The following is a 19,151-nucleotide window of genomic DNA, read 5'->3' as shown; positions in this document are numbered from 1 at the left end:
ACTCTTTCCCTCTATGTAGTGTCAAGTTTTGTCAAAATTATCCTTTTCTTACATTTATTGCAGTGTAAGCAATTGCTCTCTCTTTATTTGTTTGTCATTCTTCTCGCATTATTTATCAATAAGGTTTTATTGTGTTTCGTAAATTTTCTCTTGTGTGTGTTCTTCTGGCTTTAGCGGGTTGTGCTGATCGTCCTACCGAACGAGCCCAACAATATTTAGATGGTGGGTTCAGTAATAATTTAAATGAAGTTAGTGAAATTCATTCTGATAAACCGTCTGATTTTAGTGCCTTTAAAAAACAAAGTGCAGAGGTAATTAAGCGCTCAGAGTCAATGTCATTACGTTATGAAGAGTTGTACGTACAATTGCAAAAATGGATTGATGAAAGCTCGAACCCTGCTGAACTTTCAGCTTATGGTATTCAATTTGCTCAAATGGGTGGTGGTGATAAGCAAGGGAATGTGATGTTCACTGGCTATTTTTCTCCTGTAATTGAAATGCGCCATACACCAAATGAAACTTTTAAGTACCCTGTATACGATAAACCTGATTGTGGTTCTGATTGTCCAACTCGTGCAGAAATTAATGCTGGCGCATTATCTGGTTTAGGTTTAGAGCTTGGTTATTCTGACAATATGATTGACCCGTTTATCATGGAAGTTCAAGGCAGTGGCTTTATTCATTTTGGTGATGATGACAAACTAGAGTATTTTGCCTACGGTGGTAAAAACAACCATCCGTACGTAAGTATTGGTAAAGTGTTGATTGAACGTGGTGAAGTCGAACGTAAAGATATGTCGCTAAAAGCAATTAAAGAGTGGGTTGCTAAGAATGATGAAACGACAGTTCGTGAATTGTTAGAAACCAATCCATCTTATGTGTTCTTTTCACCACGAGATGCACACCATGTTCTAGGAACCGCAGGTATTCCTTTACTTGCTGGCGCCGCTGTTGCTGCTGATCGTACTTTATTGCCTATGGGAACCCCAATACTTGCTGAGGTACCTCAATTAGATAAGGACGGCAAGTGGACGGGTAAACATGTGCTTAAAGTATTATTGTCGTTAGATACTGGTGGTGCAGTTAAAGAAAACCATTTGGATCAATATTACGGTATGGGAACAGAAGCTGGCATTGCTGCTGGTCACTTTAAGCATTTTGGCCGCGTGTGGAAGTTAGGTTTAAAAGATTCTGAAACTGAAAATCCATGGGAAATGCCTAAAGCAAAATAATGTGTTAGTCACTTGTATTGCTTAACACTTGATCTTCTAAAAAAGAGTGCGTATAAATCGTGCTCTTTTTTTGTTTTTGAGTAAGGTAACCCCATGCGCGAATTAACCACTCCTGCTTCTGAAAGTTATGACCAACGTTTTGGTGGCACTCGCCGTTTGTATGGTAATAGTGAAGTAGAAATCATGCGTGCAGCTCATGTATGTGTCGTTGGTATTGGTGGTGTGGGCTCTTGGGCTGTAGAGGCGCTAGTGCGTACTGGCCTAGGTGAAATTACGTTAATCGATATGGATGACGTATGTGTTACTAATATTAACCGTCAAATCCATGCGATGACGGGTACGATTGGCCAAAGTAAAATTGAAGTCATGGCGGAGCGCATTAAATTAATTAACCCTGAGTGTAAGATTAATTTAATCGATGATTTTATTACCCCTGAAAATCTATCTGAATACATATCTAAAGACTTTGATTACGTACTTGATGCTATCGACAGCATGAAACCTAAAGCGGCATTACTGGCGTATTGTAAGAGCAATAAGATTAAAGTGATCACGACTGGTGGTGCGGGTGGTCAAACAGATCCGACTCAAATTCAAATCACAGATTTAACTAAGACAATTCAAGATCCACTGGCTAAGAAATTGCGAGATACGCTGCGTCGTCACCATAATTTTACGAAAAATCCAAAGCGTAAATTTGGTATTGATTGTGTGTACTCAACAGAGCATTTGAAATACCCACAAGCAGATGGCTCGGTATGTGCGACTAAAGCAACTGCTGAAGGACCTAAGCGTATGGATTGTGCGAGTGGTTTTGGTGCAGCTACGGTGGTAACGGCGACCTTTGGTTTTGTTGCGGTGTCGAGAATTGTAGAGAAGTTGATTGAGAAACACTCTTCTTAGAGACTAGAGACTAGAGACTATAAGAGCGTGTATGTCAGTGTTGATTGTTTAACTGCTCATATCCGCTCTTTTGCTCTTATAGAAGCGTTCTAGATTCTAGCTAGCGGAGCGTATAGTTTCGTTAATAGTTTCAATGATCGCCTTAAGCCCATTACCACGTGATGGGCTTAAATGTTCAATTAACCCCAATTGAGCAAAATACCCATCCATATCAAAAGCCTTAATCTCTTCTGCAGTTTTATTATTAACCACCGCCATTACTAATGCGATAAGTCCACGAACAATTCTTGCATCAGAATCAGCACAGAAGAAATAAACGCCATCAATGACTTGATGTTGTAACCATACTTTACTTTCACAACCAGAGATCGTTACGTTTTCCTGTTGTAGCTCTTCAGGCATTTTAGGCAGTTTTTTACCTAATTGAATCACGTTACGGTAACGGTCTTCCCAACCTTTAGCTTCACTCATTAAATCGAGAACAGTGGTGTGAGTAATGTCAAAACCAAAAGGTGATGATGGGAATGTAGACATAAATAAAATACCTTAAATTTGAGCTTATAGCATATCTGCGGCTTTATTTAGCGCATCGATAAAACGTTGAACATCTTGTTTTGTATTATACAAGGCAAATGAAACGCGTACAGTACCCGTTAACCCTAATGCATCTAACATAGGATGAGCGCAATGATTACCAGAGCGAACGGCAATGCCTTGTTGATCAAGTAGAGTTGCTATATCTTGGTGGTGGACGCCATCAATAACAAAAGAAAATAGACTCGCGTTATCTTGTAAACCGATGAAGCGTAAATCTTCAATCCCTTTGATGCCATCAATAGCCATCTGGCGAAGTTCATTAATATGAGTATTAAGATCATCATGGGCGAATTGCTTAACCCAGTTAATTGCTGTAGCAAAAGCAATCGCACCAGCAACGTTTGGTGTACCAGCTTCAAATTTCCCTGGGAGCTCTGCAAACGTAGTTTTTTCAAACGAGACTTTTTCTACCATTTTACCGCCACCATGCCATACAGGCATAGATTCAAGTAAATGTTGTTTACCATACAAAGCGCCGATCCCAGCTGGTGCAAATAGCTTATGACCAGAGCAAACATAGAAGTCAGCATTCATGGCTTGAACATCAATAGGATGATGAACAATTCCTTGAGCGCCATCAACAACAACAATCGCCCCTACTAAATGTGCTGCTTTAATGATGTCATCAACTGGGTTTAATGTACCCGTTACGTTAGTTACTTGAGCTACAGCAACAATTTTTGTGCGCTTGGTTACCAATGACTCAAATGCATCCATATCTAATGTGCAATCTGGTTTCATTGGTATTTTTACAACGGTTGCTCCCGTTTGTTCTGCCACAATTTGCCAAGGAACAATGTTAGCATGGTGTTCTAACTCACTGATTAGAATTTCGTCACCCGCTTTTAATGTGCTACGAGCGTAAGTTTGAGCAATTAAATTAATTGCTTCCGTAGCTCCGCGAGTCCAAATTATTTCTTTACTGCTTTTTGCATTAATGAAGTGTTGAATGGTTTCTCTTGCTTGCTCAAATTGAAGCGTAGCTGACGCAGTTAGGCTATGGCTACCACGATGCACATTAGCATTACTTTTTTGGTAATAATCTTGAATTGCACTTAATACAGCTAATGGTTTTTGTGTGGTTGCCGCACTATCAAAATACGCAATAGGTTGCTCATTTATTTCTTGTAATAGAGCTGGGAATTGAGCGCGAACAAGTTCAACATTAAATGCAGTCATAAGGATTTTCTTCATTGGAGTTAGCAAACAGAGGAATGATGCGGATTTCTGCCTCGTAAGTCAAAATTACAGACAAAAAAAAGCACCGTATTAAACGGTGCTAATATTTTCTTAACCAAAAGGTCAAAAATACAGGAAATAATTGGGTATTGTTTACAAATGCTTTGGAACCAATACTCGGGCTCTAATCGTCGAGCCAATATGCAAACACAACATGCAGTTTAGAGGCATGAAAAAAATACTCAGGGAGGAATATATGTCTTTGCTCTAAACTACGGGGCTAATAGTAGGTTTTATCTGGTAGTTCGGCAATGGACAATTTATAATACCAGACATTAAAAAAACTAATGGTTCAGAATGTGAGTTTTTATGTCTCGAAGATTACCACCTTTAAATTCTTTACGCGTGTTTGAAGCGGCAGCTAGACACTTAAGCTTTACTCGTGCAGCGGAAGAATTGTTTGTTACTCAAGCGGCAGTTAGCCACCAAATCAAAGCGTTAGAAGAATTTCTTGGCTTAAAGTTATTCCGCCGTCGTAATCGTTCTTTGCTTCTTACTGAAGAAGGTCAAAGTTACTTCCTAGATATTAAAGAAATCTTTTCTTCGTTATCAGAAGCAACAGATAAAGTATTGGAAAGAAGTGCCAAAGGCGCATTAACCATTAGTTTGCCACCAAGTTTTGCTATTCAATGGTTAGTACCAAGATTATCGGATTTTAATAATCAAGAACCAGATATTGATGTGCGCATTAAAGCGGTTGATATGGATGAGGGGTCATTAACAGAAGATGTTGATGTTGCTATCTATTACGGTCGTGGAAATTGGCCGGGTCTCCGTGTGGAACTCTTATATCAAGAGCAGCTTTTGCCACTGTGTTCACCTCAAGTGTTACTGAACGAAAAACCATTAGCGACCATTGATGATTTACGATTCCATACATTATTACACGATACTTCTCGTAAAGACTGGAAGCTGTTTGTAAAGCAATTCGAATTAGCGGGAATGAATGTAAATCAAGGCCCTATTTTTAGTCATTCAACGATGGTGTTACAAGCTGCAGCGCATGGCCAAGGTATCGCGTTAGGTAATAACGTACTGGCTCAACCTGAACTGGATGCAGGTCGTTTAGTCGCTCCATTTGAAGAAGTGTTAATCAGTAAAAATGCATTTTATTTAGTATGCAGTGAAAAGCAGGCAGATACAGGCCGAATTGCTACTTTTAGAGAGTGGATTTTAAGTAAAGCTCGTAGTGAGCAGGAAATTGTTGATGATGAATAGTCGTCAATGTTTACTTATTTCTAGCCTTAGTGGGGCGCTAACCGTTAGCTTAGGTGCTTTTGGTGCTCATGGTTTAAAGTCAGTTTTATCACCTTATCTTCTTGATGTGTATGAAACTGCGGTGCAATATCAGATGTGGCATACCCTTGCGTTGTTTGGATGTGGAATTTTGTTGAGAAATTCATTTTCAAAAGGGGTATCATACGCCGCCTTGCTATTTACCATTGGAATGCTATTTTTCAGTGGAAGTTTATATGCGTTAGTATTCACTGGAATAAAATGGTTCGGTCCAATTACTCCATTAGGTGGATTCTGTTTTATTATCGGTTGGTTAACGCTGGCTGTTTCAACTTATCGTTTGACTGAGGTTTCAAAGTGAAACAAGTAATGTTCTATTGTCGCTCTGGTTTTGAAAAAGAGTGTGCAGGTGAGATCCAAGACAAAGCCACTCAACTAGAAGTGTTTGGTTTTCCTCGCCTAAAAAATAATACAGGCTATGTGCTATTTGAATGCTACCAGGAAGGCGATGCAGACCGTTTAATTCGTGAGATTAAATTTAATGAGCTAATCTTTGCTCGTCAAATGTTTGCAGTTGCTACAGAAGTAAGCGATCTACCAAAAGATGATCGTATTTCTCCAATTCTTGAAGCTTTAGTGGATGTTGAAGGAATGCCTTGTTGTGGTGACATTCGTATTGAAACACCTGATACGAATGAAGCAAAAGAGCTATTGAAGTTCTGCCGTAAATTTACGGTTCCAATGCGCCAAGCTTTACGTGGTAAAGAGATGCTTACAGCACGAGATTCAAATCGAATCCCTGTATTGCATGTTTGCTTTATTGCTCCTGGTCACTGCTACATTGGTTATTCTTATACTAATAATAACTCTCAGTTCTTTATGGGTATTCCGCGTCTTAAATTCCCTGCTGATGCGCCAAGCCGTTCTACATTGAAACTGGAAGAAGCGTTCCACGTATTTATTCCACGTGATGAGTGGGATACTCGTTTGGCTTCTGGTATGTGGGGCGTAGATTTAGGTGCGTGTCCAGGTGGTTGGACTTACCAACTGGTTAAGCGTTCTATGTTTGTTCATGCGATTGATAACGGCATGATGGCTCAAAGCTTAATGGATACAGGCCAAGTGAAACACCACATGGTTGATGGTTTTAAGTTTGAGCCACAAAGAAAGAACGTAACATGGCTAATTTGTGACATGGTTGAGAAACCAGCTCGTGTTGCGCACCTTATGGGTGAATGGCTAATTAAAGGTTGGGCGAAAGAAGCGCTATTTAACCTTAAATTACCAATGAAAGGTCGTTACGATGAGGTTCTTCAAGATATTGAAAACCTGAAAGATTTCTTAAAGAAAAACGGTTTCCAATACAAGCTTCAAGCTAAGCATTTGTATCATGACCGTGAAGAAATCACTGTTCATATCCAAGCGATTTCAAATATATCTCCACACTAATACTGTTTCATTCGAATATTGGTGTGATCCAAATTATTGAGAAATAAAAAACGCCCGCTGATGTTGATAATCAGCGGGCGTTTTTATTTATCTTCAACAATGGTTATTCGGAGTTGGGGTTATTTAGGTACGATGTTGAATATGGTGTGCTTTGGCGCAAAAAAAACTGTTTGTCATCGCTCTGGTAACCACATCAAATATAGCCATCTTTCTTTTGCAGAAAAGCACACTATATTCATGATACTTGGTAGTCCCTAGTCCCTAGTCCCTAGTCCCTTTCTCATATCGTATATCTTGCAAATTAAACCCAAGCTCAATATCCGTTCTTAACCCCGCAACCTGACGAGATAAAATAGCGGTCTCGTAATGCTCATCAAATTTCTTACGGTATTTTTTAGGAAGATCTTCAGACTCATTTGCGGCCTCAATTGTTGGGAATTGAGTTAGAATTTCTAACGCGGCTTTTGGGCCAACTCCCGGAATACCTGTAATTTTACTGGAACTGATCCCAGCTAATCCCCAGTAATCAGCCAATTGTTCAGGCTTTAAACCAAACTCTTTTTCTACAAAAGGAGCATCTAACCACCGATGTTGGAAATAATCTCGAATACGTAAAGTAGGAGAGAGTAACTGACAGTAGCCTTTATCGGTAGAAATGATCGTAACTTGCTCATTATGCACCGCTACTTTATTGGCTAGGGTTGCAACCAAGTCATCCGCTTCATCACCATCAGAAAGCAGTGAATCAATCCCTAATTTCCACCAAGCTTCTTGAATTTCATCCATGCCTTTTTGCAATGCTTCTGGCATGGGTTTTCTATCTTCTTTATATTTAGGGAGGATCTCTGCACGCCAGCCTCGATCTTGGAGATGATGATCAAACACAGCAATGATATGAGTGGGTTCTGTTTCTTTTAAGATGCGGTTGATAGTGCGAGTAGTGGTGGTAATAACCGCTTGAATGTCATCTTGATTCGGTTGAGCGGAATGAACGCGACGAATGAGGTTTAATGCGTCAATAATAACCAGATGAATTGCCATAACGTATTCATTCCTATATATAAAAAAAGAAAAAGCCTACGCAATGTGCATAGGCTTATTATTGTACGTTAGTGAAGGTGAAATATTCCAGCCCTAATCAACAACGATTTCATAGCAAGGTTCATATTTAGAACCAGGTAGCTTCATTCGGCCCTGTTTTACAAAATCTTGCAATAGACGATCCATCTTTTTCATTAAGTCAGGATCACCGTGAAGTTTAAACACACCGTGCTTTTCTATTTCTGCAATGCCTTCTGCTTTTACATTTCCAGAGACAATACCAGAAAACGCTTGGCGAAGATTTGCGGTAAGACTTTCAGTCGGTTGGTTTAGATGCAAATCAAGACTAGCCATTGCTTCATGAGTTGGTTCAAAAGGTAATTGGAATTCAGGCTCAATTTTTAGTGCCCAGTTGAAGCTATAGGAATCATCCGTTGCTTTACGGTACTCTTTTACTTTCTTGATGCCATGATTAATAATAATTGCCGCTTTCTCTGGATCACCAACAACGATCTCATAATATTGAGTCGCTTCTTCACCTAAAGTATCACGAATAAAGGTGTCAATAGAGCGGAAATAATCTTCGCTCTCTTTTGGACCAGTAAGAACGATAGGCATCGGTTGCTGACGGTTTGCTGGGTTCATCATGATCCCTAAGATATAAAGCAACTCTTCAGCTGTTCCCGGGCCACCAGGAAAAATAACAATACCATGAGCCATACGCACAAACGCTTCTAAACGTTTTTCGATATCAGGCATGATAATAAGTTCATTGACTATTGGGTTTGGTGGCTCAGCGGCAATAATTGAGGGTTCAGTCAAACCAACAAATCGACTATCGTTATAGCGTTGCTTAGCATGACCAATTGCAGCGCCTTTCATTGGGCCTTCCATTGCACCGGGGCCACAGCCAGTACAAATATTTAATTCTCGTAAACCAAGTTCATGGCCCACTTCACGAGTGTATTGATATTCGACAGGATTAATTGAATGTCCGCCCCAACATACCACTAAGTTAGGCTCAATACCGGTATGTAGCGCTTTTGCATTACGTAAGATGCTGAATACTAAGTTGGTTAGGTGAGTGGCTTTAGTGAGATTTAATCGATTGTGATCTGCAATTTGCATATTCACATACACCATGTCGCGTAACACAGAAAATAAGTGCTCTTGAATGCCTTTGATTATAGTCCCATCAACGAATGCGTGTTCTGGTGGGTTATTTAGCTCAAGTTTAATTCCGCGATCTCGACGCGTAACAGAGACATCAAATGACTTATATTTATCTAATAATTCTTTTGAGCTGTCAGTATGACTGCCTGAGTTTAATACCGCTAACGTACAGTTCCGATACATACGATAAAGATCACTAGAAGCGGTTTTCTTTAATTGGTCAACTTCTAATTGTGATAGCAAATCCATGCTACCTGCAGGACTAATATGAGTAATCATATTGCGCCTCCCTAGCTGTTTTTATTATTGTTTAATTATTAAACTTACACAGCAATGGAAGGATTAGCGAGGAAAAAAAAATAAAAATGAGAGGTTTTTGAAAGAATTACACCAAAAATAATAAGAATTAGGATAATTACAAATAAATGAATTGCTCTTTTCCTTTTGATTTTTGCTTATAAAGAGCATCAATGGTTCGTTTAATCACTTTTTCAGGAATATCACTGTTTGTAAACTCAGAGGAGCATACTGATACCGTGACTTGAACGTGGTCATTTTTAAACTTAAATGGCAATTTAGAAATGGCTAATTGAATCGCTTTAAGCTTTTTTTCTTGTTCTTCTTTACTGGTTTCGGTAAATAAAATTAAGAATTCTTCGCCGCTAAATCGGGCAACAAAGTCGGTGTCTGTTACTTGGTTTTCGATGGTTCGAGCAATAATAGTAAGTGCTTTATCGCCTGCTAAATGACCAAAACGTTCATTGATTCGTTTAAATTGGTCAATGTCGATCATAGTTAGAACAAGAGAGTGTTGATGACGAACCCAACGTTTATATTCTAGATCTAAACGTTCGTGCATTGCTGCTCGGTTATATACTTTAGTTAGTGGATCCCTAAATACACGTTGTTGTTGATCACTTAACTGGCGACGGTATTCAAGAGTTTCTTCATATAAATTATTGAGTTTTTTTGTAGTATATTCATGACGTTCAAGCAGTGCTGCTTCACGCTCTTGCATTGCGCTATTACGTTCTGCTAAGTCATTCATCTCATTGAGCAACATTGTCATCTTAGCTTTGTGTTCTTGCTCACTGGCTTTCTTATCTAATAGGTTTTCAGCTTGTTTAATTAGAAGTGAATACTCTTCATTAAGTAAAGAGCGCTGTTCTAAGTACGATTGGCCTTGGCTTTGATTTTGTTCACTTGTTTTGATGATTTGTGCGACTTGAGTATTCATTTCACCAACGAATGCCTGTGATGCTTTACGCTCGTTGTTTGTGCCTTCTAGAACTAATTGCAATGTTTGTAATGCTAAATCAATCAATGATACTGCATCAGTACCTGTAAGAAGTTTACTGCGGATTTCTAATAATTTAGTACCAGAGGTATTATTAAAGTCCAGTTCAGAAATCAGATGTTGTAGTTCATTACTTAATTGTTCTTGAGTATCGCTATCAATCACTTCATTACTATTAATTTCAGAAGAGAGCTTCCCAACAGAAATGAATTTAATCGCTCGTTCATAAAGCTCAACTAATCGGACAATACGTTGAATATGCTTACTGCCATCGTGAGAAGGGTATTGTAAAAGAGAGCGAAGATCGCGCTTAAGCCCAGCAGGCAATCCAACCACTCGCTGTAATGTTTCTCCACAGTAAGATATATGGTCTTCCATTACCGAGTGCTCTTTTTGAACATTCATCTTGTAGCGATTAATGAGTCTTTCAAATGTCGCTATTTGAATAGTTAAATCTGATGTATTTTCAACTTGCTCTATACGAGTTGCTAGATCAACTATTTCTTTATCTAGCTCACTGTCATGATGTTTGCAGGCAGCACAGAAACGTAAAATAATACGCTTTAGAAGCAGTATTTCGCGGCGTGATTTCAGCGTAGTATCACGATGTGATAGACGTGTTTGATTCAGCTGCTGTTTTAACTGATTTAATTCTGAGGCAACAATGGAAACTTCAATCATAATAACCTAGGGGATAACTCAATATTTATGTAATGTGTCAAAGTATTGATATTGTCAATAAAGCGATAATAACAAATTTATAATTAGCAAGCTAAAAAAAAGTATAACATTTTCTTATCTTTTAAATATTTACGTCTGTTTATTCTTAAATCTGTGAGGTGTTATCCAGATTTATCTTTAAAGTATTGAAGTCGTTACTTTTATTAGACCTTGATTAATTGCTTGTTCACAAGCTAATTGTATGTTGCTACTAGCAAAGCTAGCAGCTGGTGCATTATCTATTGCTCGGTAATGTACCCAATGGCAGTTGGTTTCTTTTGTACTCATTTTATAAGCAGTATTGGTTGCCATTAGTAGGATATCAATAAGTTCACGGTCATTGATTGCGGTGTACGCTCTTGGTAAGAAAGGATACTCAACCATACCTATGTTAACTGTTTTATCTGTCATTACTTTAGAATCAAAACGATTAATCCACTCTTGAATTGTTTCAGCCATTTCTTGAGAGTTTGATGTTGAATCAGATTTATGTTCAATATAAAGAAAGCTAGCGTCAGAAAAATGATAGATACGATTTGGTAAACTTACGACAGTCGACAAGTAATCTCCGAATTCTTTTTCAATTGATAAGCCTTCTTGGTACCCATGAGTAAAATATAAATTTTGTAGCATAGGTATATGAAATAAGGTAAATCTAAGTCTATCGCTTAGTGGTTCATTAATTAGTTCACCTAAATGCCATTGCTCTATGTTTGAGCTACTTTGTTGTAATGATGAGGGTAGTCTTTCCGTTAATAAGCGGAAGTTTCGTAAACCACTTCTTGGGTGGGTATAGTATTTATTTAATAGAAGATGCAAACGCTTCTTTAGGAAACGATTAACTTGCTGTTTTCTAAAAGCGTAGATCGAAATAACGGTTAATAAAATGAGTAAAAAGCCTGCAATTTTTTGAATTTTACGGGTTTGTAAATTATTCTCTTTTAATTGTAGCTCTAACCCTTGGTAATGCAGTGATTGCTCAATGATGCTTTTTTGTTGTCTAAATACCTCTTCATTAATCTCATTTTGTGCCGCTTGAATAGATGAATTTAAGGTTTCGTATTCTCGCTGAGCCTTCAATGCTAATTGATATTTTCCCATTTTTTCATAGGTTTTGGAAAGCAATTTTTGAGACTGCAGCTTTAATAAAATATTGTTGTCTTTTTGACTGTATTTGATGGCGCTATGAATTTGTTCAATTGCCATCTCTGTTTTATTTTGGACAAGATATAACTTCGCTTGTAATAGTGCAGCGTTTGCTTTTTCTTTGGGCAAATCTACATACTCATTAAGATTATTTGCTTGTTTTAAGTAATGCTCACTGAGTGCGTAGTTGTATAATAGAAAGTAAGTATTGGCGATATCTAAACGTAATGAGATTAATTTATTTACGTTGTTTTTCTCTTTCTCTTGGTCCAGAGCATTGAAGTATTGGACTAAGGCTAAGTTAAATCGCCCTTGCTTTAAATGTATTTGCGCTATCAATATAAGAACATTGGAAAGCTGTTTACTGTTGTTATAGCGACCATAAAATTCAGCTGATTGTGAGGCGTGTTCTAACGCTTTATCAAGTACTTTTCTTTGAAAAAATAGCTGGCCAAGTAGATAGTTAGCGCGCGCTAGTTGACCACTTCTATCAGCTTCAATCGATTGCCAATAAGCACTTAATAACTCGGTTAGGGCCTGATCAAATTGTTTGTTTTTTAAAAAATATTTTCCATAAGAAATATGATAAAAGATCATACTACTTGGATCGTTAAGTGCTGCTCCATGGGACATAGCTTGTTTGTAATATTGTTGCGCTTTACTATTATGCCCTTGATTAGATTCAACTTCTGCGTGAATTAATGCAAGCGCGAAGTAAAGTTTTTGGTGAATTGCTATTTGCTTATCGGATTGATTTAATTCTTGTGCGATATCTTCCAAAATAGCATTTGTTTCATCAACATTTTGAGTTAAGTTCCACCACAAACCCGCATAAATAAGTTTTGACTCAAGATAACCTGATTTTAAATTGAATTCTTTCGCTAACGAAATAGCTTGTTTGATCGCTTTAATTGACTTTCTATTGTGGTCAAGGCGTTTATTAGCAAGTGCTTTAATTTGAAATGCTTCTACGGTACTAATGGGAGTTCTAATGGTTCGTTCAGAATCATTATTAATGTGAATTCTATTTGGATCTTGTCCTGGGGAAATTTGACGTTGCTCTAGGTATTGCTCAGCAATTGTTCGTGATTGCTCTGGGTTCGTATCTAGCAATTGATACGCGTCATTCAATATAGGCGCAGAGAAAAATTTAGCCCAAGATGAAAGCGGGAAAAAAAGAAAAATAACAAGAAGGCATTGGCGCAGAGACATGTAAATATTCCATTAAAAAGCAACCGTTACATACTAGCGATGTAGCGGAATTTGTCTACTAAGAATAGACTTAGTAGACAAAATTGAATGCTATTTTTATTGACGAGCTAAACGGAGGTTGTGCTCTGGTTTTTCTAAATGCGAACTACGGAATGGGTTAATATCCAAACCGCCACGACGAGTATAACGGGCAAATACCGTTAACGAATTTGGCTTACAGAATTTCATGATATCAGTATAGATACGCTCAACACATTGTTCATGGAACTCGTTATGCTGACGGAACGAAATCAAATAACGAAGCAGTTTTTCACGATCTATTTTATTTCCGGTATAATTGATCTCAACACTGCCCCAATCCGGTTGATTGGTGATTAAACAGTTAGACTTCAATAAATGACTATGCAGTGTTTCTTCTACAACGTCATCAGATGTACTTGATTCTAAATATTCAGCATCAAATTCATAGTTATCAATAACGATATCTTGGTTATCTATACATTCACCAGTCATATCAACAATAGGCTGTTGAGAATAAGCTTGAACGGGATGGATCTTAACCTTTACCTCACCGCCTGCACAGGCACTTAAGTCTTTAATTAAGGTGCTTGTAACCTCATCCCATGATGCAAATTTAGTTTGATTAAAGCTATTTAAATACAGCTTAAAGGACTTTGACTCAACAAGGTTAGGGCTGGTTGCGGGCAGAGTGACATCACCAACGGCAACTTGAGGTAAACCGTTTTGGTTTAGCCAAGATAGTTCATAAAGCGTCCATACGTCACAACCCTGAAATGGTAGTTCATCACCTAAATCAAGATCATCTCGGTTTAAACTACGAGGAACGGCTTGCAATAATTCAGGTTCATAGTTGTGTTTGTATTCGGTTTTTTGGCCAAGAGTCAGAGATTTTAGCTCATCAGCGTTGGTGTATTTAGTCATATTGAAAATGCCAAAAGTAGATTAGAATAAGAATAACGGAGTAAATCGTCATTATTCATTTAATATCGCTTAGTTTACTTTAATTTTTACCTTATTAGGAGAATCGAATGCCACTTTCGGTAGAGCAAGCGCTTGCTAACTTTAGTCAACGTTATGTCGAAGCATGGAAATCAAAACATAATAGCCTTCCGATGAACGAAGAATTAGTGGGATTAGCTTCTCCTTGTATTGATGAAACCCGTGATTTAGAAGTGTCATGGCAGCCTGTTAATCGTGATGAAAGTATTCGCTTAGTTAATATCGAACAAGGTATTGAGCTTGATCTGCATGATGATTTTCATGCCTTTTATGGTGCCCAATTCAGTGCTGATATGATGGCTAAATTTGGTGATATAAATATTGAATTACTTCAAGTATGGAGTGATGAAGATTTAGAGCGCTTACAAGGAAATATGCTAGGTCACCTTGTGATGCAACGCCGATTAAAATTAGTCCCAACATTATTTATTGCCGTCACCGATGATGAAATGGAAGTGATCTCTATTTGCAATCAAACGGGTGAGATTATTCTAGATACGGTAGGAACGAAAAAGAGAACCGTATTGGCAGCAACGATGGTTGAGTTTTTAGAAAAACTGGAACCTGTCGTTGAGTAAACTGATTTAAGTAAATCGATAAAATCCCCAAGATGTTAGGAAAGAAGCGTTAATGTTTGTAACTGAATTAGATTTTGAAGTCTATTGCGATACCTCTATGGCGGCAGTAGAAAAGGCCATCAATTATTGTTTAGATTGTCTGCGTTATAATGGACAAGTGATTGGTCGTGAGTTGCCCGTTGTTATGAAAGGAACAAACTTTGTTGCTCGAGTTGTTTGCCCTGAAGAAGATTCACTCCATCCTGATAATCATAGTCCACAAGTAAAACTGGCATTTAAACAATTAAGTGAATTTGGGTTGCTGCAACCTAAAGTTAAGATTGTTGGTCAAGATATGAATTCTGATCCGAGTGATGAGAGTGAAAAAGTAAGTTGGCAAATTCTTTATACCAGCCACTTACATACCTGTTCTCCGATCCGTCATGGTGAGACATTTCAGCCAATCCCTCTTTATCGTTTACCTGCTGTTGCTAACGGCGATCAAAAACAGTTTATTAAATGGCAGGAAGATTGGAGTGCTTGTGATCAATTGCAAATGAATGGTTCTGTTGTTGAGCATCCGTCTTTACATGAAATTAGTTCAAGTAAAAGTCATTTATTTAAGCGTGGTTGGGATCTATGTCGTCGTATGGCTGTGGTTAGTGGCATCCCAACTTACTTATATATTTACCGTGTTGCTGGTGAAAGCAAAGAAAAAGAACAAGCGCGTAAATGTCCAGTATGTGATGGTGATTGGGCGTTAGCAGAGCCTATCCATGAAGTATTTGATTTTAAATGCGATGAGTGTCGATTAGTTAGTAACCTGTCTTGGGATTTTAAAGACTGATATTAATCAGCTGTTATACCGATAAAAAATGGGAGCTTGTTATGAGCTCCCATTTTTTATTTTTAACTTTCTATTTTTTAGCGATTTATTTTTTAAACTTAGCAAGAATGCGATCCAATTGATTGGCAAATTCACGTCGGTCGGTTTGCGATAGAGCAGCAGGACCACCAGTTTGAATACCACTGGCACGCATGGTCTCCATAAAGTCACGAATGTTCAAGCGTGCTTTAATGGTTGCTTCTGTATAAAGCTCACCACGAGGGTTTAATACTTGCACTTTCTTAGCTATTAACTCTGCTGCCAGGGGAATATCACCACTGATCACCAAGTCACCTGCTTCCGAGCGTCTTACAATTTCATCATCAGCCACATCAAAACCAGATTCAACTTGGATTGATTTAATATTTAAAGCAGTTGGTACAGGGATGTAATGGTTAGCAACAAAAGTCAGTTGAATACCAGTACGTGTAGCGGCGCGACAAAGTACTTCTTTGACGACTTTAGGACATGCATCAGCATCTACCCAAATTTGCATTATTTATTCTCCAGAGCGGCTAAACGTTGCGATAACTCTTTTACTTGAAGTTCAAGTTGAGCAATACGTTCATCTGCTGTTAATGGGGTGTCTTTGACTTCAATCTTAGGAATGCTTGAAGTGGATTTAAAAGATTTAACTGCAGTAATAATGGCTGGCATTGGTACTTGAGTAGTCAATCGTGAGCGAACAAGAGCCGTTGTCGGCTTTTTTCCTTCATCAGTTAAATCTTGCAATATCTTTTGCAGTTCATCCGTTACGTTTTTCATTGTGACGTCCTATATTTCATCTGAGTCCATAATAACTAAAGATGTACACTTCTACTATAAGAATAAATACGTGATCTAGATCTCTCTATTTAAATAGTGGGTTTTAAAGATGAATAGAAAAATGGGAATGAGAGTGTGCGAGATCTCTCACTTAAGGGATGAGAAATATCGTTTTCTTTATCGTAAATATGTCCTTTTATTTATTTAAGTTTATGTTTTTATAGATAATTGATATTTTCTTTGCATATTGTAATGAGAAACAGATAAAAAAAGTGCTGCTAGACCATTGTTCAAAAAAGTCAAAAGCGTAATCTTATTGGTGTCGGAAGGATGCTGACACGGAACAGGAACTAGCCAAGGATTTGGTATGCTTTAGGATAAGGCACTCGGTTACTTAGGATGAGTAATCGGCATGGAAAGCAAAATTGGACATTGAATGGATTCAATAGTAGCTAGGATGGTTGCTACTAAGGAAAGACAGTGGATACCTCTAGGATAGAGGAAGGATAAGCATCAGGATGATGTAAAGGACACCGCTAGGATAGCGATGAAAGGATAAGCTGACGGATTTCAGCATACTATCAAGGATTTGATACACGGAGCACCATGAGTAGCTGGACTGCTGCGAGTAGAGTTATGGCCCCATTAGACGAGAGTTTAATGGGGTTTTTCTTTTTTACCTCAACTATCTAAGTTTCCATCCCAAATACGAAGAATTATCGGACTCTCTATTCGTTAGATTTACATTACTTCAAGCAAGCCCTTTCGTATAAAAAAACATCAAATCATCGAGATCACATTTTTAACCTGTAAATGATTAATATTCGTGAGTTGAATCAAATTTGTTCAATAATGTAATGTAACCGGTTACTGAAACCGGTTACATTGATTTCAAGTTAATTTAATTCGCATGTTTAAAATTCAATTCAGGGGTGAAAAATGAGTACGCAAGCGGCAACTATGCAAAGCACAATAATGGATAAGGTAAACAAAATCCTTCCTAAGCTCTTAAAGGTAGTTAATTCAAAACCAATTGTAGCCATTAAAGAAGGCTTCATGTTGACTATGCCACTGACCATTATTGGCTCAGTATTTTTATTACTTGCGTTTGTACCTATCGATGGCTACGGCGAATTCATGGCTGGTATTTTCGGTGCTAATTGGTCAACACCATTATTTCAAGTGGTAGGTGCAACATTCGATATTTTGGCTCTAATTGGTGCTTTTGGTATCGCTTACACTTACGTTAAATATGAAGGGCACAATGGCGTAAATGCGGGGGTATTAGCCATTGTGTCTCTTCTTATTGTAATGAACGCTTTTGTTGTTGCTCCTGATGGTGTGACGCATATAGGTGGTGTGATACCAAAAGCCTTCCTAGGTGGTAAAGGCATGATTGCAGCTATTGTTATTGGTTTAGTTGTTGGCATGATTTATTCAATGGCCTTTAACCGTAACTGGGTTATAAAACTACCAGATAGCGTGCCAGAAGGTGTATCTAACGCCTTTAAATCATTGATTCCTGGTTTTATTATTATCACGCTTGCTTTCTTAACGTACATATTCTTTGAAGTGGTGTTCGAAAGAACCTTTATTGAAACCATTTACCATATTATTCAAACACCGTTACAGAGCATGTCTGATTCATTCTTTGGTGCAGTAGGTATTGCTTTACTTATCTCTTTACTTTGGTGGTGTGGTGTCCATGGACCAGTCATTGTTATGGGTATCATGGGACCTATCGTTACAGCCAATGCACTTCATAATCAATCTATAGTGAATGCAGGCGAAGCACTTATTGCTGGTGAGAATGGAAAGATAGTGACCAACCAATTTGTTGACCAATTTATTACTGTTGGTGGTTCAGGTCTAACGTTTGGCTTAGTGTGTTGCATGGTGCTATTTGCCCGCTCTGTTCAGTTTAAGCAGCTAGGTCGTCTCTCTTTTATTCCAGGCATCTTTAATATCAATGAGCCTGTAATTTTTGCAACACCAATCATCTTTAACCCAATTATGTTCATTCCATTTGTTACTGCACCAGTGCTGTCTGCAATTATGGTTTATACCTCAATTAATATGGGATTTGTTGGACCATTCACGGCAGTTCAAGTGCCATGGACAACACCAATGGTATTGAGTGGATTTATTGTTGGAGGATGGAGTGCCGCAGTATTACAGGTTGCAGTCTTCTGTATGACGTTATGTGTGTACTTCCCATTCTTTAAATATCTAGACAAATTAACGGCGCAAGAAGAAGCGAAATCAGCAGTGCCTGAAACAGAATCTGTAACAACGACAGCAACAGCTTAATTGAAATTTATTAGATTATTATCGAGGTTATTATGAAAAAGATTTTACTACTATGCGCAGCGGGCATGTCTACATCAATGGTTGTTAAAAAAATGCGAGAATCGGCGGAACTGCAGGGGTTGGAGATTCATATTGAAGCCCATGGTGTTGAGACAATTCAAGATTATTTAGCAGAATATGATTTATTTCTACTAGGGCCACAAATCCGCTTTAAGAAAGATGAGCTTCAGAAATTGGCTGACGAAGTAAATAAGAAAGTAGAAGTCATCGACATGATGGATTACGGCATGATGAAAGGTGACAAGATCCTTAAAGGTGCATTAGTACTTTTAGGTTAATCATATTCTAGGCCTAAGAAGACTTAGGTC

General features: G+C 38.1%; 18 protein-coding genes. 9 read left to right on the top strand and 9 right to left on the bottom strand.

Going from position 1 to position 19,151, the window contains the following annotated elements; translation table 11 throughout:
- Nucleotides 1–131: 131 nt before the first annotated feature.
- Nucleotides 132–1,232 (top strand): murein transglycosylase A, encoded by a 1,101-nt coding sequence (mltA, locus tag PVK71_RS13100; protein ID WP_274419149.1) that lies wholly within the window; start codon nt 132–134, stop codon nt 1,230–1,232.
- A gap of 93 nt (nt 1,233–1,325) precedes the next feature.
- Nucleotides 1,326–2,135 carry a tRNA cyclic N6-threonylcarbamoyladenosine(37) synthase TcdA gene (tcdA, locus tag PVK71_RS13095; protein ID WP_274419150.1) on the top strand — a complete coding sequence of 270 codons (810 nt, stop codon included), beginning with the start codon at nt 1,326–1,328 and terminating at the stop codon, nt 2,133–2,135.
- A gap of 96 nt (nt 2,136–2,231) precedes the next feature.
- On the opposite strand, the gene csdE is transcribed toward tcdA, so the two are convergent.
- Together csdE and PVK71_RS13085 are read right to left on the bottom strand one after the other, a co-directional pair.
- On the bottom strand, nt 2,232–2,669 hold the full coding sequence (csdE, locus tag PVK71_RS13090; protein WP_274419151.1) for a cysteine desulfurase sulfur acceptor subunit CsdE: 438 nt from the start codon (nt 2,667–2,669) through the stop codon (nt 2,232–2,234).
- Nucleotides 2,670–2,693: 24 nt separating this feature from the next.
- The gene (locus PVK71_RS13085; protein WP_274419154.1) at nt 2,694–3,911 is read right to left on the bottom strand and encodes an aminotransferase class V-fold PLP-dependent enzyme; all 1,218 of its coding nucleotides are present in this window, start codon (nt 3,909–3,911) and stop codon (nt 2,694–2,696) included.
- A gap of 369 nt (nt 3,912–4,280) precedes the next feature.
- On the opposite strand from PVK71_RS13085, the gene PVK71_RS13080 reads away from it, so the two are divergent.
- Genes PVK71_RS13080 through rlmM form a run of 3 tightly spaced genes read left to right on the top strand, consistent with a single transcriptional unit; the run spans nt 4,281 to nt 6,656 of the window.
- Complete coding sequence (locus tag PVK71_RS13080; RefSeq protein WP_130046295.1) at nt 4,281–5,189, top strand: transcriptional regulator GcvA; 909 nt, start codon at nt 4,281–4,283, stop codon at nt 5,187–5,189.
- Nucleotides 5,182–5,568, top strand: coding sequence for a DUF423 domain-containing protein (locus PVK71_RS13075; protein ID WP_443111721.1), 387 nt, complete (start codon nt 5,182–5,184; stop codon nt 5,566–5,568). Before PVK71_RS13080 ends, PVK71_RS13075 begins: the two co-directional genes overlap by 8 nt.
- Nucleotides 5,565–6,656 (top strand): 23S rRNA (cytidine(2498)-2'-O)-methyltransferase RlmM, encoded by a 1,092-nt coding sequence (gene rlmM / locus PVK71_RS13070; protein WP_130046294.1) that lies wholly within the window; start codon nt 5,565–5,567, stop codon nt 6,654–6,656. The genes PVK71_RS13075 and rlmM overlap by 4 nt, the downstream gene beginning before the upstream one ends.
- Nucleotides 6,657–6,917: 261 nt before the next feature.
- Here rlmM and xni read toward each other — a convergent pair whose 3' ends face one another.
- The 5 genes from xni to queF form a co-directional block, all read right to left on the bottom strand.
- Complete coding sequence (gene xni / locus PVK71_RS13065) at nt 6,918–7,697, bottom strand: flap endonuclease Xni (protein WP_274419156.1); 780 nt, start codon at nt 7,695–7,697, stop codon at nt 6,918–6,920.
- 93 nt (nt 7,698–7,790) lie between these two features.
- Complete coding sequence (ppnN, locus tag PVK71_RS13060) at nt 7,791–9,149, bottom strand: nucleotide 5'-monophosphate nucleosidase PpnN (RefSeq protein WP_274419157.1); 1,359 nt, start codon at nt 9,147–9,149, stop codon at nt 7,791–7,793.
- A 136-nt stretch (nt 9,150–9,285) separates the two neighbouring features.
- On the bottom strand, nt 9,286–10,848 hold the full coding sequence (locus PVK71_RS13055) for a GGDEF domain-containing protein (protein ID WP_274419158.1): 1,563 nt from the start codon (nt 10,846–10,848) through the stop codon (nt 9,286–9,288).
- Between the two features lie 177 nt (nt 10,849–11,025).
- On the bottom strand, nt 11,026–13,245 hold the full coding sequence (locus PVK71_RS13050; protein ID WP_274419159.1) for a tetratricopeptide repeat protein: 2,220 nt from the start codon (nt 13,243–13,245) through the stop codon (nt 11,026–11,028).
- Between the two features lie 96 nt (nt 13,246–13,341).
- Entirely contained in the window at nt 13,342–14,187 is an 846-nt protein-coding gene (gene queF, locus PVK71_RS13045; RefSeq protein WP_274419160.1) for an NADPH-dependent 7-cyano-7-deazaguanine reductase QueF, read from the bottom strand.
- 107 nt (nt 14,188–14,294) lie between these two features.
- Between queF and syd the strand changes: the two genes are divergently transcribed.
- A complete protein-coding gene (syd, locus tag PVK71_RS13040; protein WP_130046288.1) occupies nt 14,295–14,843 on the top strand; it encodes a SecY-interacting protein in 549 nt (182 codons plus the stop codon).
- Nucleotides 14,844–14,895: 52 nt separating this feature from the next.
- Nucleotides 14,896–15,669 carry a Zn-ribbon-containing protein gene (locus tag PVK71_RS13035; protein ID WP_130046287.1) on the top strand — a complete coding sequence of 258 codons (774 nt, stop codon included), beginning with the start codon at nt 14,896–14,898 and terminating at the stop codon, nt 15,667–15,669.
- 85 nt (nt 15,670–15,754) lie between these two features.
- Here the strand turns inward: PVK71_RS13035 and PVK71_RS13030 are convergent, their stop codons facing one another.
- Both PVK71_RS13030 and PVK71_RS13025 read right to left on the bottom strand, forming a co-directional pair.
- On the bottom strand, nt 15,755–16,204 hold the full coding sequence (locus PVK71_RS13030; RefSeq protein WP_130046410.1) for a YaiI/YqxD family protein: 450 nt from the start codon (nt 16,202–16,204) through the stop codon (nt 15,755–15,757).
- Nucleotides 16,204–16,473: a hypothetical protein gene (locus tag PVK71_RS13025; protein ID WP_130046411.1), complete on the bottom strand. Its 270-nt coding sequence runs from the start codon at nt 16,471–16,473 to the stop codon at nt 16,204–16,206. The genes PVK71_RS13030 and PVK71_RS13025 overlap by 1 nt, the downstream gene beginning before the upstream one ends.
- Nucleotides 16,474–17,412: 939 nt before the next feature.
- Here PVK71_RS13025 and PVK71_RS13020 point away from each other — a divergent pair.
- Nucleotides 17,413–18,783, top strand: coding sequence for a PTS sugar transporter subunit IIC (locus tag PVK71_RS13020; RefSeq protein ID WP_274419162.1), 1,371 nt, complete (start codon nt 17,413–17,415; stop codon nt 18,781–18,783).
- A gap of 32 nt (nt 18,784–18,815) precedes the next feature.
- On the top strand, nt 18,816–19,121 hold the full coding sequence (locus PVK71_RS13015; RefSeq protein WP_274419163.1) for a PTS sugar transporter subunit IIB: 306 nt from the start codon (nt 18,816–18,818) through the stop codon (nt 19,119–19,121).
- Nucleotides 19,122–19,151: the final 30 nt, after the last annotated feature.

This window comes from Aliivibrio sp. S4MY1 (assembly GCF_028765545.1).
In the GTDB taxonomy this organism is placed as follows: Bacteria; Pseudomonadota; Gammaproteobacteria; order Enterobacterales; family Vibrionaceae; genus Aliivibrio.
Note: the sequence above shows the minus strand (reverse complement) of the source record. Positions and strands in the feature narration are given on the sequence as shown.

What these genes read in the sequence shown, in the direction of transcription:
- PVK71_RS13055 (WP_274419158.1), bottom strand. Translation starts at nt 10,848, where the DNA reads ATGATTGAAGTTTCCATTGTTGCCTCAGAATTAAATCAGTTAAAACAG.
- PVK71_RS13080 (WP_130046295.1), top strand. Translation starts at nt 4,281, where the DNA reads ATGTCTCGAAGATTACCACCTTTAAATTCTTTACGCGTGTTTGAAGCG.
- PVK71_RS13015 (WP_274419163.1), top strand. Translation starts at nt 18,816, where the DNA reads ATGAAAAAGATTTTACTACTATGCGCAGCGGGCATGTCTACATCAATG.
- PVK71_RS13075 (WP_443111721.1), top strand. Translation starts at nt 5,182, where the DNA reads ATGAATAGTCGTCAATGTTTACTTATTTCTAGCCTTAGTGGGGCGCTA.
- xni (WP_274419156.1), bottom strand. Translation starts at nt 7,697, where the DNA reads ATGGCAATTCATCTGGTTATTATTGACGCATTAAACCTCATTCGTCGC.
- queF (WP_274419160.1), bottom strand. Translation starts at nt 14,187, where the DNA reads ATGACTAAATACACCAACGCTGATGAGCTAAAATCTCTGACTCTTGGC.
- PVK71_RS13020 (WP_274419162.1), top strand. Translation starts at nt 17,413, where the DNA reads ATGAGTACGCAAGCGGCAACTATGCAAAGCACAATAATGGATAAGGTA.
- PVK71_RS13085 (WP_274419154.1), bottom strand. Translation starts at nt 3,911, where the DNA reads ATGACTGCATTTAATGTTGAACTTGTTCGCGCTCAATTCCCAGCTCTA.
- csdE (WP_274419151.1), bottom strand. Translation starts at nt 2,669, where the DNA reads ATGTCTACATTCCCATCATCACCTTTTGGTTTTGACATTACTCACACC.
- PVK71_RS13025 (WP_130046411.1), bottom strand. Translation starts at nt 16,473, where the DNA reads ATGAAAAACGTAACGGATGAACTGCAAAAGATATTGCAAGATTTAACT.
- PVK71_RS13050 (WP_274419159.1), bottom strand. Translation starts at nt 13,245, where the DNA reads ATGTCTCTGCGCCAATGCCTTCTTGTTATTTTTCTTTTTTTCCCGCTT.
- PVK71_RS13035 (WP_130046287.1), top strand. Translation starts at nt 14,896, where the DNA reads ATGTTTGTAACTGAATTAGATTTTGAAGTCTATTGCGATACCTCTATG.
- ppnN (WP_274419157.1), bottom strand. Translation starts at nt 9,149, where the DNA reads ATGATTACTCATATTAGTCCTGCAGGTAGCATGGATTTGCTATCACAA.
- syd (WP_130046288.1), top strand. Translation starts at nt 14,295, where the DNA reads ATGCCACTTTCGGTAGAGCAAGCGCTTGCTAACTTTAGTCAACGTTAT.
- PVK71_RS13030 (WP_130046410.1), bottom strand. Translation starts at nt 16,204, where the DNA reads ATGCAAATTTGGGTAGATGCTGATGCATGTCCTAAAGTCGTCAAAGAA.
- tcdA (WP_274419150.1), top strand. Translation starts at nt 1,326, where the DNA reads ATGCGCGAATTAACCACTCCTGCTTCTGAAAGTTATGACCAACGTTTT.